Origin of the sequence: Niabella pedocola, assembly GCF_021044425.1 — a bacterium.
GTDB lineage: Bacteria > Bacteroidota > Bacteroidia > Chitinophagales > Chitinophagaceae > Niabella > Niabella pedocola.
The window spans coordinates 1,510,108-1,536,500 of sequence record NZ_JAJNEC010000005.1 but is presented as its reverse complement, the minus strand read 5'-3'; the positions used below and the strand labels follow the sequence as shown (position 1 = coordinate 1,536,500).

Below are 26,393 nucleotides of genomic sequence, written 5' to 3'. Positions count from 1 at the left end.
AATATGGTACTAAATTACACAGAAATAACGCTGTAGCCGTAAAATTGTTGTGGAAGGGCGGCTTTTTAGACAATTCCCGGAGTGGTAACAAATGTTCCTGCTGCTTTATTGAGAAAATACCTGCAAAAACTTCGCTTTTTGCTGCAATTGTCTTAATTTTGCCGCAGAAAAGGAGACAGAGGGAACGGAGGCGTTCCCTTCTTCTTTTTTCAGAAATATGGATAAGGAGGCAATAATTCAAAATTTACAGGAAAAAGTAGTTGCGTTGCTGGTGGGAAACCCGTCTCATTTTTTAGTAGACATCCGCATAAAGCCTACCAATAACTTTAAGATATTTATTGATGGTGACAATGGTGTGGGGATCGATGACCTGGTAAAATACAACCGGGCATTGTATAAGCAGATTGAAGAAGAAGATTTGTTCCCCGACGGCGATTTTTCCCTGGAGATATCATCTCCCGGACTGGATGAGCCGTTAAAACTACACCGGCAGTATATAAAAAATACCGGCCGCAATGTGGAAGTATTGCAACTGGATGGCCAAAAAACAGAAGGAACGCTGTTAGCTGTAAACGACGACGCCATTGTGGTGGAAACCACCAGCGGGCGCGGCAAAAAGATGGAAAAAACGGCGCACACTATTTTATTGGAAACAATTAAAACAACAAAAATTCAAATTAAATTTTAAAAGTAACAGCTCAGGGGCTGTGATTTCACTAAGGTAAATCGTACTTCACTATGGCAAGTATTAATTTAATTGAGGCATTCCAGGATTTTAAAGATGCAGAAAATATAGATCGTCCTACAATGATGAAAGTTGTTGAGGATGTATTTAAAACATTGCTCCGTAAAAAATACGGCAGCGATGACAACTTTGATGTGATCGTGAACGCGGAGAAAGGAGACCTGGAAATCGTAAGGCACCGTACCATCGTGGAAGACGGGGAGGTAGAAGATCCGTTGGCCCAGGTGGCGTATTCGGAGGCTGTGAAACTGGAGCCGGATTATGAAGTGGGTGAAGACCTGTACGAAGAAATCGATCTGATCGATTTTGGCCGCAGGGCCATCCTGGCTGCCAAACAAACACTGGCCGGGCGGATCAGCGATCTGAAGAAAAATGTGTTGGCAAAGAAGTACGAAGATCGGATCGGTGAAATCATCAGTGCTGAGGTGTACCAGGTATGGAAAAAAGAAATCCTGCTGCTGGATGAAGAAGGCAATGAACTGATCCTTCCCAAGAGCGAACAAATACCGCAGGACTATTTTAAAAAGGGCGAAAACATCCGCGCTGTGGTGATCCGGGTGGATCTGAAGAACAATAACCCGGTAATCATCCTTTCCCGGACCTCACCCGATTTTCTTGCAAAGCTGCTGGAAATTGAAGTGCCGGAGATCTTTGACGGTTTGATCACGATTAAAAAGATCGTTCGTGAACCAGGTGAAAGAGCAAAAGTAGCAGTAGAGTCCTATGACGACCGGATTGACCCGGTGGGTGCCTGCGTGGGTATGAAGGGAAGCCGGATCCATGGCATCGTACGGGAATTGAAAAATGAGAACATTGATGTAATCAACTATACCACCAATATACAGTTGCTGATCCAGCGCTCGCTGACCCCTGCAAAAATTACCAGCATGAGCCTGGACCAGGAAGGCAAGCACGCCAGCATTTTTTTGAAGCCCGACCAGGTGTCGCTGGCCATTGGTAAAAGAGGGGTGAACATTAAACTGGCTTCAGACCTTACCGGCTATGAGCTGGATGTGTACCGGGATACCGAGGATGAAGAGGAAGAATTTGATGTGGACCTGGAAGAGTTTGCGGATGAAATTGATGAGTGGGTCATTGATGCATTAAAGAAAATCGGATGTGATACGGCACGCAGCGTACTGCGGATGTCGCCCAGCGAACTTGAAAAGAGAGCCGACCTGGAAAAAGAAACAGTTGACGACGTTCGGAAAATTTTACAAGAAGAACTGGAGCGGGAATAATGAAGCTACCCGGGCTTCATTAAAGGAATTGGTGTGAATGATAAACAAAACGTTCCGCTAAAAAGCGGAATAAGGGATAAAAAATTTTATGGTAGAAAAGAAACTTCCAAGATTATTACAAGCGGCTAAGGAATTTAACATCGGCCAGGATACCCTTGTTGAGTTCTTAGTAGGCAAAGGTTTTGAGCGGGATGATTTAAAGCCTTCCACTAAGCTGACCGATGCCATGTATCTTGCCCTGCAACAGGGATTTCATGGAGACAAGGCCGCAAAGATCATCAGCGACCAGGTTGACTTACCAAAAGGACTGGGTGGCGAGAATAAAAAGCGTCGCGAGGAGGAAGAGTCGCCAAAACCGGCTGTTCGTCCGGCGACGAAAGAAGAACCGGTTGCGGAAACCCCGTCACCGGTGGCGGAACCCGCTCCTGTGGCGGAGCCCGAAATTCCGGTTAAAGAGGCGGAAGCCCCTATCGCAGCAGAGCCGGAACCCCCTGCTCCGCAGCCTGCTGAGGCGGAAGCTCCGGCGGAAACACCTGAAGAAGAAGCGCCTGTAGCAAAAGCGCCAACGCGGGATATTGGCGGACCAAAGATCATCAGTAAGATTGATCTGTCTGCGATCGATTTTTCTACCCGTCCGAAAAAGGCGGCTAAAAAAGAAACGCCTGCAGTAGAGGCCACACCGCAGAAAGTTGAGGAGCCTGTTGAAGCGCCCAAAGAGCCGGTAGCAGTAGTACCTCCGGTGGAAGAAAAGGCGCCTGTTAAGGAAACGCCTCCTCCGGTGGAAGAAGAAAAACCGGCAGAAGTACAAATCAGCAATATCCAGGCAGAAAAGATCGAGGGTCCGAAGATCCTGGGTAAGATCGAATTGCCGGTAGATAATGATACGCGCCCGAAACGTGATGAAAAACGGAAACGGAAACGTATTCCGATCGAAAAGAAAGAAGTGAAGGCAGATCCGGATCAGCGCAGACCGCATACTGGTGGTGGCGGACAGCAGGGCCAGGGTGGCCGCAGCGGTGGCCAGCATCATGGCGGCGGCGGGCATCATGGAAAAGGCGGCAACTTCAGAGACCGTCACCGGCCACACCGCGAAGAGAAGCAGATCGATGAAAAAGAGATCCAGGAGAAGATCCGTGAAACACAGGCAAAACTGAGCGGCGGTGGTGGTAACAAGCAGAAAAGCATGCGTGCCAAGGCGCGTAGAGATAAACGCAACGAGGCGGCCGAAGCCATGGAGGAAGAAGGTGTTGATAAAACATTACGCGTAACAGAATTTATCAGCGTAAGCGAGCTGGCAAGCCTGATGGATGTAAGTTTTGCAGATGTAATCAGCAAGTGTATGAGCCTGGGTATCATGGTGTCGATCAACCAGCGTCTGGATGCGGAGGTAATTGAACTGGTGGCCAGTGAGTTTGGATACGATGTTTCCTTTATTGATATGGAGCAGCAGATGGAAATGGAAGAGGAGGCCGATGAGGAAGACGACGAAACAGAACGCGTTTCAAGAAGTCCGATCGTGACCATCATGGGTCACGTAGACCACGGTAAGACCTCGCTGCTGGATTATATCCGGAATGCGAACGTGGTAGCCGGTGAGGCCGGGGGTATCACCCAGCACATTGGTGCGTACCGTGTAAAAGTGGCCGATGGAAAAGAGATCACCTTCCTGGATACGCCGGGTCACGAAGCATTTACAGCGATGCGTGCCCGTGGTGCCAAGGTTACCGATATTGCCGTAATCGTAGTGGCCGCCGATGATGCGGTGATGCCGCAAACAAGAGAGGCGATCAGTCACGCACAGGCTGCCGGTGTACCTATGATCTTTGCCATTAACAAAATTGATAAAGACGGTGCCAATCCCCAGAAGATTTATGAGCAGTTATCGCAAATGAATATCCTGGTGGAAGAATGGGGCGGAAAATTCCAAAGCCAGGAGCTGAGTGCCAAACAAGGTTTGAACGTAGATAAGCTGCTGGAAAAGATATTACTGGAAGCAGAGCTGCTGGACCTGAAAGCCAATCCCGACAGGGAAGCTACGGGTACCATCATTGAAGCAACCCTGGATAAAGGACGCGGATATGTGGCTACATTGCTGGTAGAGAACGGAACACTGCGCCCGGGTGACCTGATCGTGAGTGGTCAGTACTACGGTCGTGTGAAAGCGATGTTCAATGAACGGAACAAACGTGAAGATGCCGCCGGTCCTTCAGCTCCGGCAGTAGTGCTGGGCTTGAACGGTGCGCCTCAGGCAGGTGAAAAGTTCAAGGTATACGAAGAAGAATCAGAAGCCAAGAGCATTGCCAACCGCCGCTCCCAGATCCTGCGCGAGCAGGGTATGCGCACCAAGAAGCATATTACGCTGGATGAAATCGGCCGTCGCCTGGCATTGGGCAACTTTAAGGAACTCAATGTGATTATTAAGGGTGACGTGGATGGTTCGGTAGAAGCACTGAGCGATTCGTTACAAAAACTTTCTACAGAAGAGATCCTTGTAAATGTGATTCATAAGGGTGTAGGTCAGATCAATGAAAGTGATATCGTGCTGGCGGAAGCTTCCGATGCCATTGTGATCGCCTTTAACGTGCGCCCGTCGCAGCAGGCATCTCACCTGGCCAGCAATGCCGGCATCGAAATCAAGATGTACTCGATCATTTACACCGCAATCGACGAAGTGAAGAGTGCGATGGAAGGTATGCTGGAGCCCACCATGAAAGAAAAGATTGTGGGTAACGTAGAGATCCGTGAAGTGTTCAAATTTGATAAGGCTGTGGTTGCGGGATGTTTTGTACTGGATGGCCGTATCAAACGCGATAACAAGGTTCGGGTGATCCGCGATGGTATCGTAATCTACCCCACGGGTGAAAATGCAGTGGCGGAACTGGGCTCTCTGAAGCGCTTTAAAGACGATGCCAAGGAAGTGCTGACCGGCATGGAGTGTGGTTTAACGATAAAGAATTACAACGATATCAAGGTTGGTGATGTAGTAGAGGCGTACGAACTGGAAGAAGTGAAGCGTACTTTATAAATCATCCCGGATCGTAAAATACAGGTAAAACATCAGTCGGAACGCCGGCTGGTGTTTTTCGTTGCACAGAAAGGGGCAACAAACTTTTGTTAAATAGAGCCCTGTTTGGAGCAGGATGCCCCGGGCAAGGCTAATTTTGATCTATGTTTATTATGAGTAAAAGAACAGGTCTTTTTTCCGTAAAAGGCATACTGGCTGCTGTAGGTATTTTATTTTCCACGCTTGTTACCGCACAGGGACAGGCGAGCAAGCAGGTTGTTGATAAAATTATAGGTGTGGTAGGCGACCGGATCATCCTGAATTCAGATGTTCAGAATGAACTGAATGATGCGCCGCGCCGGGGTGAGACCCTTCCTCCTAATGCCAATTGTATCATTATGGAGCAGATTATGCTGTCGAAGATCCTGGCATTGCAGGCCGAACGGGATTCGATCCCACTGACCGATGAGGAGGTGGAGGCGCAGCTGGATATGAAGATCCGTTATTATATTCAGCAATTCGGCAGCCAGGCTGAACTGGAGTCGGTAGCGGGAAAAACCGTATACCAGTTAAAGGACGACCAACGCCCGCTGATTAAAGAGCAGATGCTGGCCGAGCGCATGAAAAATAAAGTGGTTAGCGGTGTGCATATTACGCCCACAGAAGTAAAAACATTTTTTGAAAAAGTACCGGCAGACAGTCTGCCATTCCTGGAGTCTGAGCTTGAAGTAGGGCAGATCTCCATCCTGCCTTCGGCATCCAAGGATGTGGACGACTACATTTATAATGAGATGGTGAATTATAAAAAGCAGATCGAATCGGGTTCCACCACTTTTGATGCGTTGGCAAAACGGGTTTCGGAAGACCCGGGAAGCCGCGAACGCGGGGGGCTTTATGAAATCAACCGCTCTGATAAATCGACCTGGGATCCGGTATTCCTTTCTACCGCTTTTCGCCTGAAAGCCGGTGAAATATCGTTGCCGGTAAAATCGAACCGGTTCGGTTTTTTCCTGATCCAGCAGATAAGCCGCCGCGGCGATAATGCCAAAATCAAAATGATCCTTCGCATTCCGCCGGTTACCGAAAACGAGTTAAAAGAAGCACGCTTAAAACTCGATTCCGTTCATGCGGAAATCGAAGCCAAAAAGATCAGCTTTAAAGATGCGGCCTACAAGTACAGCGATGATGAAAATGTAAAAAATTATGGTCCCTATGTTTTAAACCGGGATGGTTCTACCTATGTAAACATTGATGCGTTGGATAAGGATATGGTAAACACCATCAAGGATATGAAGGTGGGCGACCTCTCGCGGCCGGTAAACTTTACCAACGACCAGGGTAAAAAAGGCGTACGGCTGGTGTACCTGAAATCCCGTTCGGAACCACACCGTTTGAACCTGAACGACGACTATGCCAAGATTGCAGACATGGCGTTGGGCCAAAAAAAGAACCAGGAGCTGGACAAATGGCTGCAGAAAAAGATTCCTACATTTTATATCCTGGTAGATAAGGATGCTGCCGGCGGCTGCCCCAGTCTGCTGAAATACCAGACTACCGAAAACCGGGGGTTCTAATCGCCTCAGCCTGCAATTGCAGGCCAATTTTTCCGGAAGTAAAAGGTATGCTGATCCCGTTTTCAGGGAACGGGATATTATTTGTCTGATCGCTAATATTTAGTATTTTGCAGATGCATGATATTTACCAATCGGCCGTTTTTATATTTTCCGGTAGCTACCGGTGCAAAGGCAAACCATAAAATTATTATTCTTACTGCGCCGTCGGGTGCCGGGAAAACTTCCATTACACATCATTTATTAAAAAAAATACCCCAGCTGTCCTTTTCCATTTCTGCAGCCACGCGTGCTGCCCGGGCCGGGGAAGTGGATGGCAGGGATTATTATTTTATCAGTGAGGCGGAGTTTACAAAAAAGATCAAGGCTAATGAGTTTGTAGAATGGGAAATGGTATACGAAGGTAAATACTACGGCACCCTGAAAAGTGAATTGCAGCGGTTGTGGAAGAAAGACAAATACCCGTTGCTGGATATTGATGTTAAAGGTGCCATTCATGTGCAGCAGCAATATCCTAAAGAGAGCCTGTCTGTGTTTATTGAGCCGCCTTCCGTAAAGGAGTTAAGAAGACGGCTGATTTCCAGGGGGAGCGAAAGCGAGGACTCGCTGCAAACCCGTTTAAATAAAGCGGAGTATGAGTTGTCGTTTATGAACCATTTTAATAAAGTGGTGGTAAACGATGACTTGGAAGAGGCCTGTGCGGAAACCGAGGCGCTGGTGCGAAAATTCCTGAATTTACCTGCCTGAACAAAGGCGGTTTGATGTAGCAATTTATTTATCTTTATCTTATGGAATGGCAGCTATTAATGTGGATCGTTTCTTTGCTGTTCATGATCTTTTTTGCCGGCGTGGAAATGGCTTTCTTTGGCGCCAGCAGGCTGAACATTGAGCTAAAAAGAAAACAAGGCACCTTAACAGGACGGTTGCTGGGTAAGTTTGTGGATATGCCGGCGATCTTCTGGGGAACAACCGTAATCGGGTATATCACGGCCCTTACCATCTTTGTATTGCAAACCAGTGAAGTACTGATCCCTTTCTGGCAAAAAAGCGGTATCAATTCGCGCACGGCGCAAATCCTGCTGGAGATCACTTTTAACACCCTCATCATCCTGATATTTGTAGAATTCATACCCCGGGCGGTTTTCAGGGCAAACAGTAATACCCTGCTCAGCCGGCTGGCAGTGATCATCAATTTCTTTTTATGGCTGCTGTATCCCATCACTGCGGCGCTTTTCCGGCTGTCTAACTGGATCCTGAAGTATGTGTTTAATGTGCGGCTGGATAAGGGCAAATCGCCGTTTGCACGGAACGACCTGCAGTTTATGTTCCGCGACAGTAAGAAAACGTTGCGCGAAGAAACGAGCACCCATCTCCTGGAGAACGCGCAGGAACTGGCTAATATCAAAATACGGCAGAGCATGGTGCCCCGCAAAGAGATCATTGCTGTGGATGTAAATGCGCCGGTTGAATCCCTGATTCAGAAATTTGTAGAAACAAAGCGAAGCCGGATCATTATTTATGAGTCGAACATCGATAATATCCTGGGCTTTGCCCATGAGCTGGATCTGTTTAAAAAGCCGGCGGATATTGCGTCGATCCTGATCCCCATTATTGCTGTTCCGGAGAGTATGACGGCTGTGGGGCTGATTAATAAATTCAGCAAAGAGTCAAAAAGCATCGCCTGGGTAGTGGATGAGTTTGGTGGTACTGCGGGTATTATTACCATGGAAGATGTGCTGGAGGAACTTTTTGGGGAAATATGGGACGAGTATGATACCCAGCTTTTTGTGGAAAAACGGATATCCGAGGATGAATACATCTTTTCCGGAAGGATGGAGCTGGATTACCTGGAAAAAAAATACGATTTTGAATTTGAAGATAAGGCAGATTCAGAAACCCTTTCGGGGTATATTATCAATTTTTATGAAACCATTCCCGCCCAGAAAGAACGGATCATTATCGGCGATTTTGAATTTGATATTCTTGGGGTAAATGATACGCGGATCGAGATGGTGAAAATCAAAAAATTAAAATAGACTTTTGAGCATTTTATACGCATCTTTGTCCTCCATTTTTGATATACGATGGCTTTACTGGATTTTTTAAAGAAAAGGAGTGGTGGCGAGGATGAGATGTCCTTTATAGACCACCTGGAAGTTTTAAGGTGGCATTTGATACGCAGCGTGATCGCAGTGGTGATTTGTGCCATTGTGGTTTTTATGTTTTCCAACTTTTTTGTGGATGACATTATTTTCGGCCCCACAAGGCCGGACTTTATTTCTGTAAAATGGCTTTGTTCGATGGGACAGCGAATGGGCATTGATGGGCTTTGCCTTAAGGTTGAGCCGAAGTTCCAGGAAACCACCATGACCGGACAGTTCATTGCTTCCTTTACGGTGGCCTTTGTAGGAGGGTTTATACTGGCCTTTCCGTATATTTTCTGGGAGATCTGGCGCTTTGTAAAGCCGGCCTTGTCGGATAAAGAGCGGAAAGGAACATCCGGGATCATCTTCTGGGTGTCTGTATTATTTTTCCTGGGAGTGGCGTTTGGCTATTTTATTCTTACGCCCCTGATGGTAAGCTTTTATTTTAATTATAAGCTCAGCGATCAAATCCAGATCATTCCCACATTTTCAGACTACCTGGAGAACGTGATCTATACCACCGTGGGAATCGGCGTGCTGTTCCAGCTGCCGTTACTGGTATTGCTGCTGGCCAAATCCGGAATTCTTACAGGTACCGTATTGAAAAAGTACCGCAGGCACGCGTTTGTGGTAATCCTTATTGCCGCAGCCATCATTACACCCACTACGGATCCGTTTAGCCTGGCCGTGGTTACCGCACCGCTGTATATCCTTTTTGAGGTAAGTGTGGCACTGGCGTCGAAGATTGAGCGGAAAAGAAAATTAGAGAACCCGGAAGAGTGGAGCTAAAAATATTTTTTATGGAAACAATATTTGATACACAGAAGCCCGTTGCCATTGGCAGTGATCATGCCGGCTTTGAGTATAAACAGTATGTGATTTCTTTCCTGGAAGGGAAGGGGCTGGCATTTAAAGATTTTGGGGCACATTCTTCCGATTCGGTCGACTACCCGGATTTTGCCCATCCCGTGGCCGCTGCGGTTGAAAGCGGGGAATATGCATTTGGGATCCTGCTTTGCGGCAGTGGTAACGGCGTTGCCATCACCGCCAATAAACACCAGGGCGTACGGGCGGCACTTTGCTGGGATAAGGAGATTGCCGAACTGGCCCGCAAACATAATAATGCCAATGTGCTGTGCATACCTGCCCGGTTTATTCCGGAGGATGTGGCGGAGGTAATGGTGGAAGCATTCATCAGCACCGCATTTGAAGGCGGCCGCCACGCAAACCGGGTGGATAAGATCTGCTGCGGTTAAAACAATCCGGCGCCGGGTGGGTTAACGGACTCAAATACAGAAAATGAGAAATATGATAAAGCATCTTTTTGCCGTGGCTGCTGTTTGCTCCGCCATAACAGGAACGGCGCAAAAAAAGGCTGATCCGCAAACTTTTGCGCGATCCATTACCACCACCGATCTGAAAAATCATTTAAATGTAATAGCCAGTGCAGAAATGGAGGGGCGGGATACGCCTTCCCCAGGGCTGGAGAAAGCCGCAGAATATATTACGGCGCATTTCAAAAAACTGGGGCTGAAACCCGGCAACAACGGAAGCTTCCGGCAAACCTACCAGTTGTCCAGGGATTCGCTGGCCGTATTGGACCTAACCATTAACGGGATGCCTTTTAAAGGAATAGATGAAGTGGCGCCCATATGGACCAGTGACGACAAACTAAACCTCAATTATAGCGAATATGCATTTGTTGGGTACGGCATAGTGGATCAGAACCGGGACGATTATGAGGGACTGGATGTGAAGGGGAAACTGGTAGTGCTTATTGCCGGAAGCCCTAAGGGGTTTACGCCTTCGGTGCAGGGAAGATTGGCCTCCACTACATTTACTGCCAAGGTCAGAAATGCCCTGGCGAAAGGTGCTGGTGCCGTTTTCATTGCTACCAAGGAGATCCCACCCCGCTCAAAAATAAAGGTAAGTTACCGGCCCGAATGGGAAAAAGAGGCCCCGGGCAAGGCGGCACCCGTGTTTTATATCAGTGCTGATGTTGTTGAAAAAGTGAGCGGTCACGGCTTCGAAGAAATAAAGGCAGCCCTCGATAACGGCCAAACCAAGCCGGGAATGAACCAGGGATCCGTAACCTTGAATTACCAGTTGCAGAAAGACCGGGCTACGGCTTCCAATGTGCTGGGAGTGATTGAAGGTACCGACAAAAAAGATGAGTATCTGTTCATTACTGCGCACTATGATCATGTTGGCAAAGACGCGGAAGGAAATATTTATTATGGCGCGGATGACGACGGCTCCGGAACGGTAAGCGTTCTTGAAATGGCTGAAGCATTTGCCCTGGCCAAAAAAGCGGGTAAAGGTCCGCGTAGGACCGTTGTGTTTATGACGGTGAGCGGGGAGGAGAAAGGCCTTTGGGGCTCTGAGTATTATTCAGAAAACCCGGTATACCCGATGGATAAAACTACTGCCGACCTGAACATTGATATGATCGGCCGAATTGATACGGAGCGCATGAGCGCCGATACGCTGAATTATGTATATGTGATCGGACATGATAAATTGAGTACCGACCTCCCGGTGATCAACGAGGGAATGAACAACAAATACACCAAGCTGGTGTTGGATTACAAATTTGACGATCCGAATGATACCGAGCGTATCTACTACCGCAGCGATCATTATAACTTTGCCCGGAAGGGTGTTCCGATCCTGTTTTTTTATGATGGGATGTTAAAAGCCGATTATCACAAACCCACCGATACGATCGATAAGATCAATTTTCCGCTGATGGCTAAAAGAGCGCAGATGATCTTTTATACCGCCTGGGAAATGGCTAACAGGGACGCCATGTTGAAACGGGACCTGAAATTACCCGAATAAGCCTATTCAACTGATTTTTGAAGAGGTTGTATCAAACGTCTCTATTTTGTCATGCCGTCCCGATAAGTCGGGATTGTTTCGGCATCTAAAGATGATTGCTTGTCAATAGATTCTGAAACAAGTTCAGAATGACATCATGTTGTAAAACGACTTTTGAGACAGCCTCTTTTTTGTGCCCTCTCCCAAGGAGCTCACCTTTCCTTCATAATGCACGCCTATCTTGTGCACCTGTTCCATTTATCTATTCAATTGTATATATGCGTTTGAACCTTCTTTTACCTACCTTGATGATCGTATTGTGTTTGGCTTGCAGCAAAGAAAACGGGGATGCCGGATCCGCTGATGAACAAAAGCTTGAAGCCCATTCCTGGCAGCAAACCAATACAACTGCTACAACCGGTGAACAAAAGCCCGTGGCCACTTTTAGTGCCAATCATAATTTTAGTGTGAACCTGAACAGTGCGATAGCCGGTGCCGGAAGTTATAGCAGCATCGGGGCTTTGGTAACCGGTACATGGAGCTATGATGGAAATAATATTGAAATTTCAAATATCAGTATCAGCTATACGGTGAACGGCGGCGCCGCCGCTAACCTGCAGGCGGTTGTAAATGCCTATACCGGGGGACTGGTGGCGTTTAATGCCTTTATACAGGCATATTGCAATTTATTACAGGTAGATGCTTCGGGCAACCTGACGGTAAAGGGAGCTTCTTCTAACAAGGTTACCTGGGCTGTTCAGCAGCTTACATCCAGTGTGCTGGTGGTTACTTCGGCTGGGGCCACCGCCAGTTTCACTGCAAAATAGTAGTTCTTTCGTGTAATTAAAAGAGGGGCTCCCTGTGCCCATTTCTTGTTATAGCAGCAACACAGGGCCATCCGAAATTTGGTTTTTTGAGCAACGGCAACAGGGATGGGAGCCCTCTTTTAAATTTTACAGCAGCATAAAAAAGGGCCATAAGGCCCTTTCTGATTTGATCTGTATTTGAAATTGTTTACCAGCCCAGGAGCCAGGCAAATATCAGGGGCGCTACGATCGTAGCATCGCTTTCCACGATGAATTTTGGGGTATGAATATCCAGTTTCCCCCAGGTGATCTTTTCGTTAGGCACTGCACCGGAATAGGAGCCGAAGGAAGTAGTGCTATCGCTGATCTGGCAAAAATAGCTCCAGAACGGTACGTCATGCCATTCCAGGTCCTGGTACATCATAGGTACCACACAGATGGGGAAATCGCCCGCAATACCGCCACCGATCTGGAAAAAGCCAACACCTGTGCCTTCGCTGTTATTGCGGTACCAATCGGCCAGCCAGGTCATGTATTCGATTCCGCTTTTTACGGTACTGGCTTTTAATTCGCCTTTGATTACATAGCTGGCAAAGATATTTCCGGTGGTGCTGTCTTCCCATCCCGGAACCACGATCGGGATATTCTTTTCTGCTGCTGCAACGATCCAGCTGTCTTTCGGATCGATTTCATAGTATTGTTCGAGGTCTCCGCTCAGAACGGTTTTGTACAGGAATTCATGCGGAAAATAGCGTTCGCCTTTTTCTTCCGCGTCGTTCCACTGTTTTACAAGATGTTTCTGAAGGCGACGGAAGGCTTCTTCTTCGGGAATACAGGTATCTGTTACCCGGTTGTAATGGTTTTCCAGCAGGTCCCATTCCTCCTGCGGCGTGAGATCGCGGTAGTTGGGAACGCGTTTGTAATGGGAATGTGCCACCAGGTTCATCACATCTTCCTCCAGGTTGGCACCCGTACAGGAAATGATCTGTACCTTGTCCTGACGGATCATTTCAGCAAGCGAAATACCCAGTTCGGCCGTGCTCATGGCACCGGCAAGGGTGATCATCATCTTACCGCCGGCATTCATATGGGCTTCATAACCTTTGGCCGCATCGATCAGTGCCGCTGCATTGAAATGCCGGTAATGATGTTCAATAAATTGAGAAACAGGTCCTTTACTCATGATTTTTTTGAATTTTACTCCGCCTTCAGATCACAATAAGGTGAGACATTGCGAGGGACAAAAATAAAGATTTGATGAAAACGGCCGTGTGAAATCTTTATGACCCGATTATTTTTTAACTTGCTTCTATGGGACTTACAATGGCAAAAGAAAAATACCAGCGTCCGCCAAGAGCCGCTATGGAAGTATATGAAACACTTCCGGAAGGCGGGACAGTATTTGCCCTGGCCCCGGAGCTCGTAACTACTGAAATTCCCATCGGTTACCCCGGAAGATTTAGGCCGTAAAGCGTACCTTTACCGGTTCAAAACTCAAGATACCGTGTCTGATAAGATTCTTTTATTACCTGATAATATTGCTAACCAGATTGCCGCCGGTGAAGTCATCCAGCGTCCGGCCAGCGCTGTAAAAGAGCTGCTGGAAAATGCCGTAGATGCCGGGGCTACCGCCATTCAGCTGATTGTGGTGGATGCCGGCAAAACGTTGTTGCAGGTAATTGATAATGGTAGTGGTATGAGCGAAACCGATGCCCGCATGTGTTTTGAACGGCACGCCACTTCCAAGATCCGGAATATTGATGATCTGTTTCATATTCATACCATGGGTTTTCGCGGAGAGGCGCTGGCTTCTATTGCTGCCGTAGCGCAGGTAGCGCTAAAGACCAAACGGCCGGAGGATGAAACCGGTACATACATAGAAGTAGAAAACAGCACAGTGGTTACGCAGGAACCCGCGGCCAGTCCAAACGGTACCAGTATTGCCATGAAGAACCTGTTTTTTAATGTACCGGCGCGAAGGAATTTCCTAAAAAGCAATGCGGCGGAGATGCGACATATTGTAGAGGAATTTACGCGGGTAACCATGGCCTTTCCATATATCCTGTTTACCCTTACCAGCAATGGCCAGCAAGTAATGCACCTGGAGCCGGGCAGCCTGAAACAGCGGATCGTTCAATTGCTGGGCAACAGCTATAATGCCAAAATGGTTTCTGTAGCCGAACAAACAGATTATATGAACATCCACGGGTTTACGGGCAAGCCGGAAACTGCCAAAAAGACCCGGGGGGATCAATATTTTTTTGTAAACAACCGCTTTATTAAAAGCGCCTACCTGAACCATGCGGTGATGAGTGCTTACCAGGAACTACTGCCCGCAGACAGTTTTCCGATGTATGTATTATTTATAGACCTGGATCCGACGCAGGTGGATGTAAATGTGCATCCTACCAAGCAGGAAATCAAATTTGAAGATGAAAAGATCGTGTATGCATTTGTGCAGGCCGCTGTAAAGCATGCCCTGGCGCAATTTAGTATTACACCCACCCTGGATTTTGACCTGGATGCCTCCATTCAGCAACTGCCCTCTGTAAGCCAGCCGTTTACAAGCGATCAGCAGCAGCAGGCATCCGGTTCGTCCTTATACCAGGGATTTACGCAAAAGCACCAGGCGCATTTTATTGAAAAGCCCTCCGGCCAGGAGTTGAAAAGCTGGAGAGATTTTTATGAGCCCCTTCCCAGGGAAGAAGCCCTTTTTGACTATGAGAAAACAGCACAGCAACAACACCTGGTGATCCAAAACAAGCGGAACCGGTTTGAAGTAGACGGGGATACAGAACTCACCCAGGTGTTGAATACTTATATTATTATGCCTGCAGATAAAAGTTTCCTGCTCATTAACCAGCAGGCGGCGCATGAGCGGGTATTGTATACACAAATGAAAGAGGCTGCGGCCGGAGCGCCGGTCACCATTCAAAAAAGTATGTTTCCGGTAACCCTGGAGCTTTCGCCTTCGGATGCGGTATTGCTTGGTGAACTGTTGCCGGATTTGCTGATGCTGGGGTATGAAATAGAACCTTTTGGCAAAAATAGTTTTGTGGTACAGGGTACACCGGCTGATCTGGAGGATACCGATGAAAAGCACCTGATCGATTTTACCCTGGAACAATACAAACATTTCAGCAGCGATATCCGCGTGTCTAACCGGGAAAAACTGATCCGCTCCCTTGCCCGGCAGCGGGCGGTAAAGAATGGTAACCGTTTAACCGAACGCGAAATGCGGCAACTGGTAACCGACCTGTTCCAGTGCGAGCCCTTTAACACGGCTCCGGATGGTAACCCTACCTACCTGGAATTTAAACAGGACCAGATCGAAAAAATGTTTGGACGGTAAATGGGGCGGTATCAAAATTGGCTATAGCCGTTGGCCTTGCCGATATTTTATTTGCGCAGCAAAATCAATAAGGGTAATGCCAATGACCCGATAGATCCTGAACTTGTTTCAGGATCTATCGGAACGGAATGCCATTTTCAGCGTGGCGATAGATGGATACAACACAAAAAAAACCTCCGGATCGTTCCGGAGGCAATAACTAAATCATCAGAGAGCGATATGTGTTAAATCTTGAAACCCAATGTGAGTACCACTCTTGATCCATTGGCTTTAATGGTTGCCGGATCAAAAGCACTTTTGTTTTCCAGGCGATAAGGATAATACACATCATCCCTGGCGGTGTAAATATAACCCAGGTCTATGAAGAAACCATGGTTACGATAGCCTAAACCTGCAGAGCCCTGGTAAACATTTCCTTTTTCTCCTGCCAGGTTCTTATACGGGTTGCCATAATAGGCGCCACCGAACCGGGCCATAATGGTATTGAATTTTAACTCGGCACCCAGGCGTGCGTTTACAGCTCCTTTATAGGCATTGTCGATGGCGGTATTCAGGTCCCGGAAATAGCTTTTATCTTCTACGCCGTTGTCGTCGTATGCTTTAAACTTTGAGGCCATATGGTTTACGTACTCCACATCGGCGGTGATCAGCCCTTTTTGACTGGAAACATTGTTTACGTCGCCAAAAAGATAGGTAAAGCTGCCCAGCAGTTTATAAGGCGTTTGCAACGAATAGTCATAAACCGATGGCTGTTCGGGCCGCCAGCTGTTCACCTGCTTGCCTTTATTATCGGGGTTGTTTTCAGACCCTGCTTCTGCATAGGCATCATAATGATCCGTAAGGCTGTACCAGGTAGGGGTATGCGCCGCGATACCGATCCGGAAATTCTGTGTGGGTGTAAATACCGCACCCAGTTTCACGTTTACCCCCATCCCCTTGGTGACCAGGTCGTCTTCGAAATAGCCGTATTCAAATTGGTTGGTGGTATTTTCGCTGCGGTCAAACTCATCAAAAGTCCGGGTGGCACCGTACCGCAGGGTTGGCAACCCGATCGATCCCCCCAGGTATACTTTGTCATTCAGGTTCAGTCCGCCCCCAACGGCAACTTCCGTAATGCCTCCGTTGGTTTTCAGCGTGCCTTCCTGGTATAAACCGGTACTGCGGGCAATGGCTCCCGCCGGTGAAGAATAGTTTCCGTTTCCATCCTTATTGATCCAGTAAGAATTAAAAGCCATGTCGGCGCCATAAGGATCCTGTTCATGACCTCCAAAGGCATTTGCATTTTCTGCAAACATATCGCCCATGGCACTTTTGTTGTTGATGCCGTAAAAGCTTACGCGGTTGTTAAAATCTGCCACCCGCGTAATACCGATACCAAAGGAAGAGCTTTTAATGGCCCGGTTGCCCCTGGTTTGGCTGCCAAAAACAACGCCGGAAGTACCAAAGAATCCCGCCGATTTTTTGGCGGTCTCCGTTCCGTCGTAATAGCTGGTTTTATTACTAAGCATATTCAATCCGCCCGAGATCACCAGGTCGCCCGTTTTATAAAACCCCAGATTTCCCGGGTTGGAGAACAGGGTGGAGATCTCTCCGCCGATGGATCCGCTGGCACCGCCCAATGCCTGAACACGCGCGGTTCCGCCGGCTGTTTGCCAGGAATAGCGCAACGCATCCTCGGGTGTTTGAGCAACCGCGGTTCCTGCAGCGGTTAGTACGATAGCCGCAATGATTAGTTTCTTCATTGATAAATTAGTTTTTACAGATTAAAATCTTCTTCCGGATCCACCACTGCTGCGCCCGCCGCCGCCGCCACCACCACTGCTTCCGGATGAGGCCGGGGGAGAGTAGGACGGGGTGGATGACCGTGGCTCTACACTCGGCCTGCTGTAATTTTCAGACCGTGGCTGATTATAATTTTCAGAGCGGGGGGTATTGTAACTTTCCGTTCTGTTATTGTAGTTGGTATTGCTATTGTATCCACGGCTGTTGTACCGCTCCCTTATAGCCGCTGCCCTTCCGCTGCCGGAAGAATTGCCGGGATTGGTATTTACACTCGTGTTATTACGCACACCATAAGAACCATTGCTGTACGCTTCTCTTCTCATGGCATCGTTCCGTTGGCTGTAATTCGGATTGGAATTCAGCACACGCGGATTGTAAGTATCTAAATTGGCGCGACGCGGTCCGTAATTGACGCGGTTACCCGCAATGATACCCGGGCCGTAACCGTAGTAGTAAGGATTACCGTACCAGCCGGTATACCAGGGATCGTACCATCCGCCCCAGCCGTAGCCGCCCCATCCGCCATAATAGCCGCTGTACCAGGGATTGTACCAGCCATTGCCCCAGCCGAATCCGATTCCGCCGTACCAGCCGGAGTAATAAGGGTTATAATACATGTTCCAGTAACTAACCGGGCTCCAGGGACTGTTCCAGTAGAAGGGGTCGTTCCAGTAATACCAGTTATTGTAATAACTGAAGTTGTAGCGGTTTCCGTAATAGTACCAGTCATCAAGGTCTGACCAGCGGTAACGGTTCCGTACTTTCATGCGCAGATAACGGTCGTCATAATCGGCGTACTCATCTTCATCATATGATTCGTAATCACGATACCGTTTTTCGCCGGACTTTTTAACGTTGGCATATTCATCCTGCGGAGGTGCAGGGGAACTGTAAACATCGTCAGGTGTCTGGCCGGTTTTGTATGCCGTGGTACACCCCCCTATAAAGAAAGCGCAGCCAAGCAGTAGTATCAATGTTCTGATGTTCATTTTTTGGCGATATTAAATAGTTTATGAATCAGATTGTTATAATTAATCACCAATTGCAGCTAATTGTTACCCTTTTAAATATACATTTGCAATTGCTGATAAAGTTACGTTAATAATGACGTTCTTTTGTTAAAAAAGATGCATAATATGTTGTTAATTCACAACATAGTTAACGTAGAAAAGGTTCAAAATGCAACAGGGGAAGCGGTTTGTGATGGATGGTTTAACGTTTATTTTTTCCGGTGCAAAAGCACCGTTGTGTACCCCTGATGCAGTATGAAAATGAACCGACCCATAACAATTAATTATTAACTATTATATGAGCAAGGAAGTTACTTCAAGAGCGGAAGATTATGCGCAATGGTATAATGACCTGGTAATAAAAGGAGGCCTGGCCGATTATTCTGCCGTAAGGGGATGTATGGTCATCAAGCCTTATGGCTTTACCCTTTGGGAATATATGCGTGATGCGCTGGATAAAATGTTTAAGGATACCGGGCATGTGAATGCCTATTTCCCGCTTTTTATACCCAAAAGCTTTTTGAGTAAGGAAGCTGCTCATGTGGAAGGATTTGCGAAAGAATGTGCCGTGGTAACCCATTACCGGTTAAAGAATGACCCGGACGGGAAGGGGGTGGTGGTAGACCCGGAAGCAAAGCTGGAAGAGGAGCTGATCGTACGCCCTACCAGCGAAACGATCATCTGGAGCACGTATAAAGACTGGATACAATCGTACCGCGATCTTCCCCTGCTCATTAACCAGTGGGCCAATGTGGTGCGCTGGGAAATGCGTACCCGCCTGTTTTTGCGTACTGCGGAGTTTTTATGGCAGGAGGGGCATACCGCACATGCTACCAAAGAAGAAGCGGTGGAAGAAACGCGTAAAATGCTGGATGTGTATGCCACATTTGCAGAAGAGTTTATGGCTATGCCGGTCATCAAAGGAGTAAAAACCGCCAGTGAGCGGTTTGCCGGCGCAGAAGATACCTACTGCATTGAAGCCCTGATGCAGGATGGAAAGGCGCTTCAGGCAGGTACTTCTCACTTCCTGGGACAAAACTTTGCAAAGGCCTTTGATGTAAAATTCCTGAATAAGGAAAACCAGCAGGAATATGTATGGGCTACCAGCTGGGGCGTAAGCACCCGGTTGGTGGGCGCGCTGATCATGGCGCACAGCGATGACCAGGGACTGGTATTACCGCCCCGGATCGCTCCGCTGCAGGTGGTGATCATTCCCATTTACAAGGGAGCGGAACAAAAAGCGCTGATTGATGCGAAGGCCACGGAGATCCTCGAAAATCTCAAAGGCAAAGGCATCCGCGTGAAATATGACGACAATGACAACAACCGTCCCGGGTGGAAATTTGCAGAGTATGAGATGAAAGGGGTTCCCGTGCGACTGGTATTGGGTGCGCGTGATCTTGAAAACAATAAAATTGAGGTGGCCCGCCGTGACACAAAGGAAAAGGAAACCATCAACCTGGATGGTATTTCGCAATATGTGGATGGGCTGCTGATAAAAATACAGTTCGACATGCTGCAGCGGGCGCGGAAATTTACCGAAGAAAAGACCACCTGGGTAGATACCTGGGATGATTTTGTAAAAACGCTGGATGAAAAAGGTGGTTTTGTAGCCGCGCACTGGGATGGCACACCGGAAACGGAGGCGGCGATCAAAGAAAAAACGAAAGCTACGATCCGCTGTATCCCCTTAAACAATCCGCAGGAAGATGGCATTTGCATCTTATCCGGAAAACCGTCTAAAGAGCGGGTGCTGTTTGCGCGGGCATATTAATGTTTCAGGTTTGAAGTTTCAGGTTTCAGGTTCGGATACGGCGGGAACCTGGAGTTTCAAACCTTGAACAAAAATTAAAAATTCCTTCTTTTCGCTACTTCACCCTGGATATAGGTTGCGATGGATTGCGTAGTGCTTCCGGGCGCAAAGATCCGGCCCACGCCCATCGCGGTTAGTTGTGCAGCGTCATCTTCCGGAACAATACCCCCGCCCACCAGCAGCACATCATCCATCTGTTTGGCGTTCATCAATTCCAGCACTTTTGGAAAAACGGTCATATGTGCGCCGCTCAGGATGCTGATGCCGATCACATCCACATCTTCCTGGATGGCTGCCTGGATAACCATTTCGGGTGTTTGCCGCAGACCGGTATAGATCACTTCCATGCCGGCGTCCCGCAGGGCGGTGGCAATTACCTTGGCACCACGGTCATGACCGTCTAAGCCGATCTTGGCAACTAAAACACGGATGGGTCTGTTCATGCATACAAATGTATGTGTAAAAAATTATGTTACTTATGTATTTTGGAGGTATTCTGCATCTTAACAAAAAGAGTGCTTTATGACCCGGCCAATTGCTGTTTCACTTCTTTTTGTGCTTACGCTTACCGGAAACCTGGTTGCCCAGCCTGGTGATAGCCTGCCGCAACAACTAAAAAATGCAAAGGACCAGGTAAGTGCAGTGAATGCCATTTTCAAACAACCGCCCCAATATAAACAAATCCCCAAAACAAGATCGGGGTATTGGGGGCTTGGGAATTTTGAAGAAGCCGCCTTTATAAAGGACGGTATCGTGGTAGCGGTTCACAGCACCAGCTGGTTTGCTGCCCCGCCAGCACCAATGCGTTCTCCCAATTACGATCCTGTTGTATGGATCCGAAATATGAACAACCGGTTCGACAGCGTTGCGCGCAGCAATGCCGATGCCAGGTTTGCCTGCACGCTTGTTGCCCCGGGGGCGTTAAGAAAAATAAATGCAGACAGGGGGTATATTTTTAACAAGAATCCCAATCCAACCACTCCGTACCGGTCCGTATATAGTCGGGCAAAGCTTTTATTTCTGCAGAAAGACGACCTGGGTCTGGTTTTGCTGGCCTATTATTACCGGCCAAAAGACGAAAAAAAAGTGCTAAAAGAAATCAGGAAACAATGGGGCATCATTACTTTTAAAGATGATAAACGTTTTTATAGAGATCAAGCCGGCATTATCGGACTAAAAACCATTTACCTTGGGAAGTTTGCTTATGCTAATACTCCTGAAGAGCGGCGAAACGATTCCCTGCTTTTTGAAAAGAGAAAGCAGCAGCTTCAAAAAGCTGGTCCGGAGCATTAACGCTTTGCATGATCGGAAACAAAACTGCCGGGTACTGTACCGGACGATGCAGTGAGTGACACAACCGGGCCGATAGGAGTACGGAAGGCCGGATAAAAAAATTAAAAGGATTTATAATCCATGATATTGAGGCGCTGCGTGCAGAACTTGTATTCTACCTCATCATTGCTGCCTACCAGCACCAGCCGGTTTTTGGCATATTGGTCAATAAGCGTATAGTAAAGGTCAATTCCCTGCCGGTCGAGATTGGTACAGGGCTCGTCTAACAACAATACCGGCACATCGGAATAAATACATTGTGCCAGTTTGGCCCGCTGTTTCATACCGCTTGAAAACTGCTGGATCCGTTTATGTGCTGCCGCCTGCATTCCAATTTCTTCGATGATTTTTTTGGGGGTCATGCCCGCCACAAAGGGTTTAAAATGCTGATGAAATTCCAGGAATTCCAGGAGGGTCATTTCTTCAATCAATTCCAGGTAGGGGGCACAGTAAGCAATATGGCGGTATACTTTTTCCACGGGCAGGGTGGCTCCATCCGTCCATGTGCAATGTCCCTCATTTAAATGATAAGCGCCGCTGATAACCTGTAAAAAGGTACTTTTTCCGGACCCGTTCGATCCGATGATGGCATAGCTATTGCCGGATTCAAACTGAAAGGTGAGGTTTCTGAAAATCCAGTCGCGGTTAAACCGTTTCCCAGCCTTATTCAAGGCTATCGTCATCGCCATTCCCTTTGGTATATCGTTTAATAATACCACGTGTGCTTTCCTGGATAAAAGTGAGGATTTCATCGCGCTCATCTGTAACCGGAAATTCTTCTTCCAGCAACTGCATGGCCTGGGTTACATTTAGTCCGCGGTTATAAATGGTGCGGTATATATCCAGGATGTGGTTAATTTTTTCTACCGAATAGCCATTGCGCTTCAATCCTACAGAATTGATGCCGGCATAGCTCAGGGGCTGGCGGGCCGCTTTGATATACGGAGGTACATCCTTGCTTACCAGCGATCCGCCGCTGATAAAGGCATAGGATCCTACTTTTACAAACTGGTGTACGGCGCAAACACCTCCAAAACCCACATGGCTGCCCAGTACCACATGCCCTGCGATCTGTGTACTGTTGCTCAGCGTACAATAATCGCCGATAACGCAGTCGTGACCGATATGGCTGTAGGCCAGGATCCAGCATCCTTTACCCACCACGGTCTTCCAGCGGTCGCGGGTTCCGCGGTGTATGGTTACAAATTCCCGGATCACACAGTCGTCCCCGATTTCCACGTTGGTTTTTTCTCCTTCAAACTTTTTATCCTGGGGCTCTGAACCGATTACGGTGCCTGGAAAAATCTTGCAGTTCTTTCCGATACGGGTACCCTCCAGTATCGTTACGTTTGAACCGATCCATGTACCTTCTCCAATTTCAACATCCTGGTGGATCACAGTAAATGGGTCAATCTTTACATTCCTTGCTACCTTGGCATCCGGATGTATATATGAATTAAAATGGATCATGTACTTACAGGGTCAAACCATTAATAAATAATGGCGCAAATTTAGACATTCACTGACTAATTGTAATTATTTTTTTAATAATGGGTTGCAAATCAGGGATTATTACCATTAATTGACATTTATTTGTTGGCTTTATAACCGAATGGAGATACCTTTGCCGGCGGTTATGAGTGATACAGAAGAAATTATACGATTAAGTTTCAAGGACTTGGATCATCCTTCTTCGCTGGAGCTGATGGCGCACCGGGTACACCAGATCCCGGGAGCGGTTCAGTATGAGATTAAGCGTTACAGCCGTGCAGCAAATATTTTAACAGAAGATATGGGCATGCTGGTATATGAATACAATAGCCAGAAACCCAAAGAAAATAACCTGAAACTGAAATTCTGCATTGCCGGTAACATGTATTGTTCCCGTGAAAACTGCGGAAAATGCACTATCGGCAAGGCCCGGGAATGTGAGGACAGTAAGAACAGCCTGGATGTGGTCAATGTGCATTTTACACCGGCGCATTTGTCGCAGTTTATAAAAACCAGAACCAGCAACAGCTTCAGCGATTCGCTGCTGAAGTTTAAACATAAGGTTTCTTTTACCCGTACGCTCCCGTTATGCTGCAAAACCAAAACGGTTATCGAAGGCCTGCTGGAGCACAGCTATGACGGCACGCTGGAAAACATTTATGTAAATGCCCAGTTGCAGATGTTATTATTGCTGACGATGGATTCGATGGCAGATGATAAACAGCTGGAAGTGATCAGTTGTAAGTTCTTATCCAATGAAGCGGATAAGGATAAAGTGGAAAAAGCCCGGGAGATCCTGATCCGGCATATCGGAGAACCCATCACCATTAAAGAACTGAGCCGGAAGGTGGCAATGAATGAATGCTATCTTAAAAAGGGGTTTAAAGAAATGTATGGCACCACTATTTTTGATTTTTACCAGAACCAGCGGATGGAGCATGCTAAATACCTGCTGTATGAAAAAGGACTTAGCGTAACCGATGTATCCATGATGCTGGGCTATTCCTCTATTTCCCATTTCAGTACCGCCTTTAAACGGCTTACCGGCTTAAAACCCTGCGAACTTTTATTTGCTTCCAAATAAAAAAACCTATAAGGTTTCATTGATCCGCCTGGGCGAAAAACCTTATAGGTCCTGTTCTGCGCAATGCGCAGCAATTATTTTTTCAGTTTGCTCAATCCTACCTTGTGACCACTAATGGCAAAGTACAGGATATAGAGATAACAGGGAAGTACCAATATAAAGTAAGACAGCTGAAAATTAATATGCAGGTGATCCTTTAAAAAGCCATACAGTATGGGTAAAATAGCACCCCCGGCAATACCCATGATCATGATGGCGGAGCCGATCTTGGTAAATTTGCCCAGGTGACTGATCCCCAACGGGAAAATGGCCGGCCACATTAAGGAGTTTGCCAATCCCAGCAGGGCTATAAAAATCACCGATGCGTAACCGGAGCTGAAATAAGCGATAACGGAGAATACAATACCCAGTATGGCACAGATTCTCAATGCGGCTTGTTGGGAAAGGATTTTGGGGATGGTGAAAATACCCACTACATAACCTACCAGCATACCGCCCAGGGTTAAGGACGTGAAGTATTTAGCCTGGTCGGCATGAATACCCAGCTCTTTTCCATATACTCCAATGATGTCGCCCGCCATTACCTCGGCACCTACGTATACAAAAATACAAAGTGCACCCAGGAAAAGGTGAGGAAACTGGAAGATGCTTTTGTGATGTACCACTTCTCCGCTGGCTTCGTCTACCACATCTTCCTCGGGGTTTACTTCCGGGAGGTGAAGGAATTTGATGAGCACTGCAAACAAGATAAATACAATGGCCAATACAATATAAGGAGTGTTTACCCGTCCCAGTACATCACTCAGCAATTGCTCTTTTTCTGCACCGGTTGCTGCGGCGATTTTAGCTTCTGTTTCAGCGGCATTTTTCAGGAACACCGCGCCCATAATAAAAGGCACGATCATACCCGCAAATTTGTTGCAGATACCCGCCATACTGATCCTTTTGGCCGCACTTTCGATGGGGCCGATGATGGACAGGTAGGGGTTGGAGGCGGTTTGTAACAATGCCAGTGCGGCACCCTGCACAAAAATACCGGTAAGGAATAATTCAAAAGATCTGGATTTAGCAGCAGGAATAAAAATCAAAGAACCCAGGGCCAGTACGATCAATCCCAGCACCAAACCGGTCTTAAAGCCGGTTTTTTTCAGGATCCATGAAGATGGAAGGGCCAGTACAAAGTAGGCCATATAGGAAGAGAACGTAACCAAAAAAGCCTGTATATCCGAAAGGCCAAAAGACAATTTAAAAAAGGGAATAAGCGTTCCGTTTGCCCATGTTACAAACCCGAAAATGAAGAAAAGTCCGCAGATCGTAGCTAATGGAAGCAAAATGTTTTGGGAATTGGAATTGGTTCCTGCCATTACAAATCGTTTAAAATGAATTAATGGCTCTAAAAATAGGGAAATTATTGCTGCTAATGGCAATTGTTGCAACCGATTGCGCATAAAAAAAGCATGAATGAAGAATTCATGCTTTCATGATTTAGATTTTATATATCAGGCTTTTGAATACCGGAGGGAGGGGAGGCGCTTCTGCGCCAGGGCATATACCCCAAACAGCACCGCGCTGTAAAACAGATCGCCGCCAAAAGCACCCAGGAACAACTGGTTGCTGAACTGGTTGTAAAACGGAAGAGCCCGCAGGTAGGTCATCCCAAGGGTCAAACCCGGCTCATATTCGATGCTTCCGGGAATGCCACTGGCAACCCATACCCCAAAATTGGAAATGATCCAGAAAATGGCCGAACCGGTAAGCGCATAACCCAACACCTTTATGGTTTTTGGCTGGCGGAGCGTGGTACCCAGTGCCGTTACAAGGAGCATGCCTCCGTACACAAATAACTGGCTGATGCCGTAAAAGCCCCGCGCACCAGTAAGACTGATCACCAGGTCCGAAAGAAGGTAGGCCAGCAGCGGCATGATATAGGCCATCCATTTTTTATCAAAATGGGCACCGCTAAACAGCGCCATGGCTACCAAAGGTGTAAAATTATAAGGATGGGGGAGAATGCGGCTCAGTGCAGCGATCACGATCATTAACGTAATAACCCAGAACTTATTTGTTGTTTTCATAATCCGAAACGACGTTTATATATTGTAAAAGTAAAAAACTTTTAGGAATTGCTTCAAAAACCTGCTTTTTGCGCCGGCTTTGCAAAATGCCCGCCGGATATGGTCCCATGTTCTGCGGAGTGG

The 26,393-nt window shown here is 47.3% G+C and carries 23 protein-coding genes; 15 read left to right on the top strand and 8 right to left on the bottom strand.

From position 1 onward, the window contains the following. The first annotated feature begins 217 nt into the window (after positions 1–217). The 10 genes from LQ567_RS14000 to LQ567_RS13955 all read left to right on the top strand — a co-directional run bounded on the left by LQ567_RS14000 (position 218) and on the right by LQ567_RS13955 (position 12,352). The gene (locus tag LQ567_RS14000; protein ID WP_231005143.1) at positions 218–688 is read left to right on the top strand and encodes an LSm family protein; all 471 of its coding nucleotides are present in this window, start codon (positions 218–220) and stop codon (positions 686–688) included. Between the two features lie 50 nt (positions 689–738). Beyond that, positions 739–1,986 carry a transcription termination factor NusA gene (nusA, locus tag LQ567_RS13995; protein ID WP_231005142.1) on the top strand — a complete coding sequence of 416 codons (1,248 nt, stop codon included), beginning with the start codon at positions 739–741 and terminating at the stop codon, positions 1,984–1,986. A gap of 88 nt (positions 1,987–2,074) precedes the next feature. Then, positions 2,075–5,011: a translation initiation factor IF-2 gene (gene infB / locus LQ567_RS13990; protein WP_231005141.1), complete on the top strand. Its 2,937-nt coding sequence runs from the start codon at positions 2,075–2,077 to the stop codon at positions 5,009–5,011. Positions 5,012–5,163: 152 nt separating this feature from the next. Then, complete coding sequence (locus LQ567_RS13985) at positions 5,164–6,564, top strand: peptidylprolyl isomerase (RefSeq protein ID WP_231005140.1); 1,401 nt, start codon at positions 5,164–5,166, stop codon at positions 6,562–6,564. 117 nt (positions 6,565–6,681) lie between these two features. Continuing rightward, on the top strand, positions 6,682–7,308 hold the full coding sequence (gene gmk, locus LQ567_RS13980) for a guanylate kinase (RefSeq protein WP_231005139.1): 627 nt from the start codon (positions 6,682–6,684) through the stop codon (positions 7,306–7,308). A 41-nt stretch (positions 7,309–7,349) separates the two neighbouring features. Continuing rightward, positions 7,350–8,597: a hemolysin family protein gene (locus LQ567_RS13975; protein WP_231005138.1), complete on the top strand. Its 1,248-nt coding sequence runs from the start codon at positions 7,350–7,352 to the stop codon at positions 8,595–8,597. A 48-nt stretch (positions 8,598–8,645) separates the two neighbouring features. After that, complete coding sequence (gene tatC, locus LQ567_RS13970; RefSeq protein ID WP_231005137.1) at positions 8,646–9,494, top strand: twin-arginine translocase subunit TatC; 849 nt, start codon at positions 8,646–8,648, stop codon at positions 9,492–9,494. 11 nt (positions 9,495–9,505) lie between these two features. Next, positions 9,506–9,961, top strand: a complete 456-nt coding sequence (gene rpiB, locus LQ567_RS13965; RefSeq protein WP_231005136.1) for a ribose 5-phosphate isomerase B — start codon at positions 9,506–9,508, stop codon at positions 9,959–9,961. A 52-nt stretch (positions 9,962–10,013) separates the two neighbouring features. Then, positions 10,014–11,546 carry a M28 family peptidase gene (locus LQ567_RS13960; protein ID WP_231005135.1) on the top strand — a complete coding sequence of 511 codons (1,533 nt, stop codon included), beginning with the start codon at positions 10,014–10,016 and terminating at the stop codon, positions 11,544–11,546. Positions 11,547–11,803: 257 nt separating this feature from the next. Further along, complete coding sequence (locus LQ567_RS13955; RefSeq protein WP_231005134.1) at positions 11,804–12,352, top strand: hypothetical protein; 549 nt, start codon at positions 11,804–11,806, stop codon at positions 12,350–12,352. 187 nt (positions 12,353–12,539) lie between these two features. Here LQ567_RS13955 and LQ567_RS13950 read toward each other — a convergent pair whose 3' ends face one another. After that, on the bottom strand, positions 12,540–13,514 hold the full coding sequence (locus tag LQ567_RS13950; RefSeq protein ID WP_231005133.1) for a deoxyhypusine synthase family protein: 975 nt from the start codon (positions 13,512–13,514) through the stop codon (positions 12,540–12,542). A 128-nt stretch (positions 13,515–13,642) separates the two neighbouring features. On the opposite strand from LQ567_RS13950, the gene LQ567_RS13945 reads away from it, so the two are divergent. Further along, positions 13,643–13,801: a hypothetical protein gene (locus tag LQ567_RS13945; RefSeq protein ID WP_231005132.1), complete on the top strand. Its 159-nt coding sequence runs from the start codon at positions 13,643–13,645 to the stop codon at positions 13,799–13,801. A 34-nt stretch (positions 13,802–13,835) separates the two neighbouring features. Beyond that, positions 13,836–15,683, top strand: a complete 1,848-nt coding sequence (gene mutL, locus LQ567_RS13940; RefSeq protein WP_231005131.1) for a DNA mismatch repair endonuclease MutL — start codon at positions 13,836–13,838, stop codon at positions 15,681–15,683. A 224-nt stretch (positions 15,684–15,907) separates the two neighbouring features. Here mutL and LQ567_RS13935 read toward each other — a convergent pair whose 3' ends face one another. Beyond that, positions 15,908–17,425, bottom strand: a complete 1,518-nt coding sequence (locus LQ567_RS13935; RefSeq protein ID WP_231005130.1) for an OmpP1/FadL family transporter — start codon at positions 17,423–17,425, stop codon at positions 15,908–15,910. Positions 17,426–17,446: 21 nt separating this feature from the next. Further along, a complete protein-coding gene (locus LQ567_RS13930; RefSeq protein WP_231005129.1) occupies positions 17,447–18,454 on the bottom strand; it encodes a hypothetical protein in 1,008 nt (335 codons plus the stop codon). Positions 18,455–18,773: 319 nt separating this feature from the next. Between LQ567_RS13930 and proS the strand changes: the two genes are divergently transcribed. Further along, positions 18,774–20,249 carry a proline--tRNA ligase gene (gene proS / locus LQ567_RS13925; protein WP_231005128.1) on the top strand — a complete coding sequence of 492 codons (1,476 nt, stop codon included), beginning with the start codon at positions 18,774–18,776 and terminating at the stop codon, positions 20,247–20,249. A 74-nt stretch (positions 20,250–20,323) separates the two neighbouring features. Here proS and LQ567_RS13920 read toward each other — a convergent pair whose 3' ends face one another. Continuing rightward, positions 20,324–20,731 (bottom strand): cobalamin B12-binding domain-containing protein, encoded by a 408-nt coding sequence (locus LQ567_RS13920; protein ID WP_231005127.1) that lies wholly within the window; start codon positions 20,729–20,731, stop codon positions 20,324–20,326. A gap of 79 nt (positions 20,732–20,810) precedes the next feature. Between LQ567_RS13920 and LQ567_RS13915 the strand changes: the two genes are divergently transcribed. Continuing rightward, positions 20,811–21,581 (top strand): hypothetical protein, encoded by a 771-nt coding sequence (locus tag LQ567_RS13915; protein WP_231005126.1) that lies wholly within the window; start codon positions 20,811–20,813, stop codon positions 21,579–21,581. A gap of 101 nt (positions 21,582–21,682) precedes the next feature. Here LQ567_RS13915 and LQ567_RS13910 read toward each other — a convergent pair whose 3' ends face one another. Both LQ567_RS13910 and lpxA read right to left on the bottom strand, forming a co-directional pair. After that, positions 21,683–22,309: an ABC transporter ATP-binding protein gene (locus LQ567_RS13910; protein ID WP_231005125.1), complete on the bottom strand. Its 627-nt coding sequence runs from the start codon at positions 22,307–22,309 to the stop codon at positions 21,683–21,685. Next, a complete protein-coding gene (lpxA, locus tag LQ567_RS13905; protein ID WP_231005124.1) occupies positions 22,284–23,090 on the bottom strand; it encodes an acyl-ACP--UDP-N-acetylglucosamine O-acyltransferase in 807 nt (268 codons plus the stop codon). Before lpxA ends, LQ567_RS13910 begins: the two co-directional genes overlap by 26 nt. 166 nt (positions 23,091–23,256) lie before the next feature. Here lpxA and LQ567_RS13900 point away from each other — a divergent pair, with 166 nt between their 5' ends. Continuing rightward, the gene (locus LQ567_RS13900; protein ID WP_231005123.1) at positions 23,257–24,195 is read left to right on the top strand and encodes a helix-turn-helix domain-containing protein; all 939 of its coding nucleotides are present in this window, start codon (positions 23,257–23,259) and stop codon (positions 24,193–24,195) included. A gap of 74 nt (positions 24,196–24,269) precedes the next feature. Here the strand turns inward: LQ567_RS13900 and LQ567_RS13895 are convergent, their stop codons facing one another. Together LQ567_RS13895 and LQ567_RS13890 are read right to left on the bottom strand one after the other, a co-directional pair. Continuing rightward, complete coding sequence (locus tag LQ567_RS13895) at positions 24,270–25,559, bottom strand: sugar MFS transporter (protein ID WP_231005122.1); 1,290 nt, start codon at positions 25,557–25,559, stop codon at positions 24,270–24,272. Positions 25,560–25,694: 135 nt separating this feature from the next. Then, the gene (locus LQ567_RS13890) at positions 25,695–26,270 is read right to left on the bottom strand and encodes a DUF6580 family putative transport protein (protein WP_231005121.1); all 576 of its coding nucleotides are present in this window, start codon (positions 26,268–26,270) and stop codon (positions 25,695–25,697) included. Between the last annotated feature and the right edge of the window lie 123 nt (positions 26,271–26,393).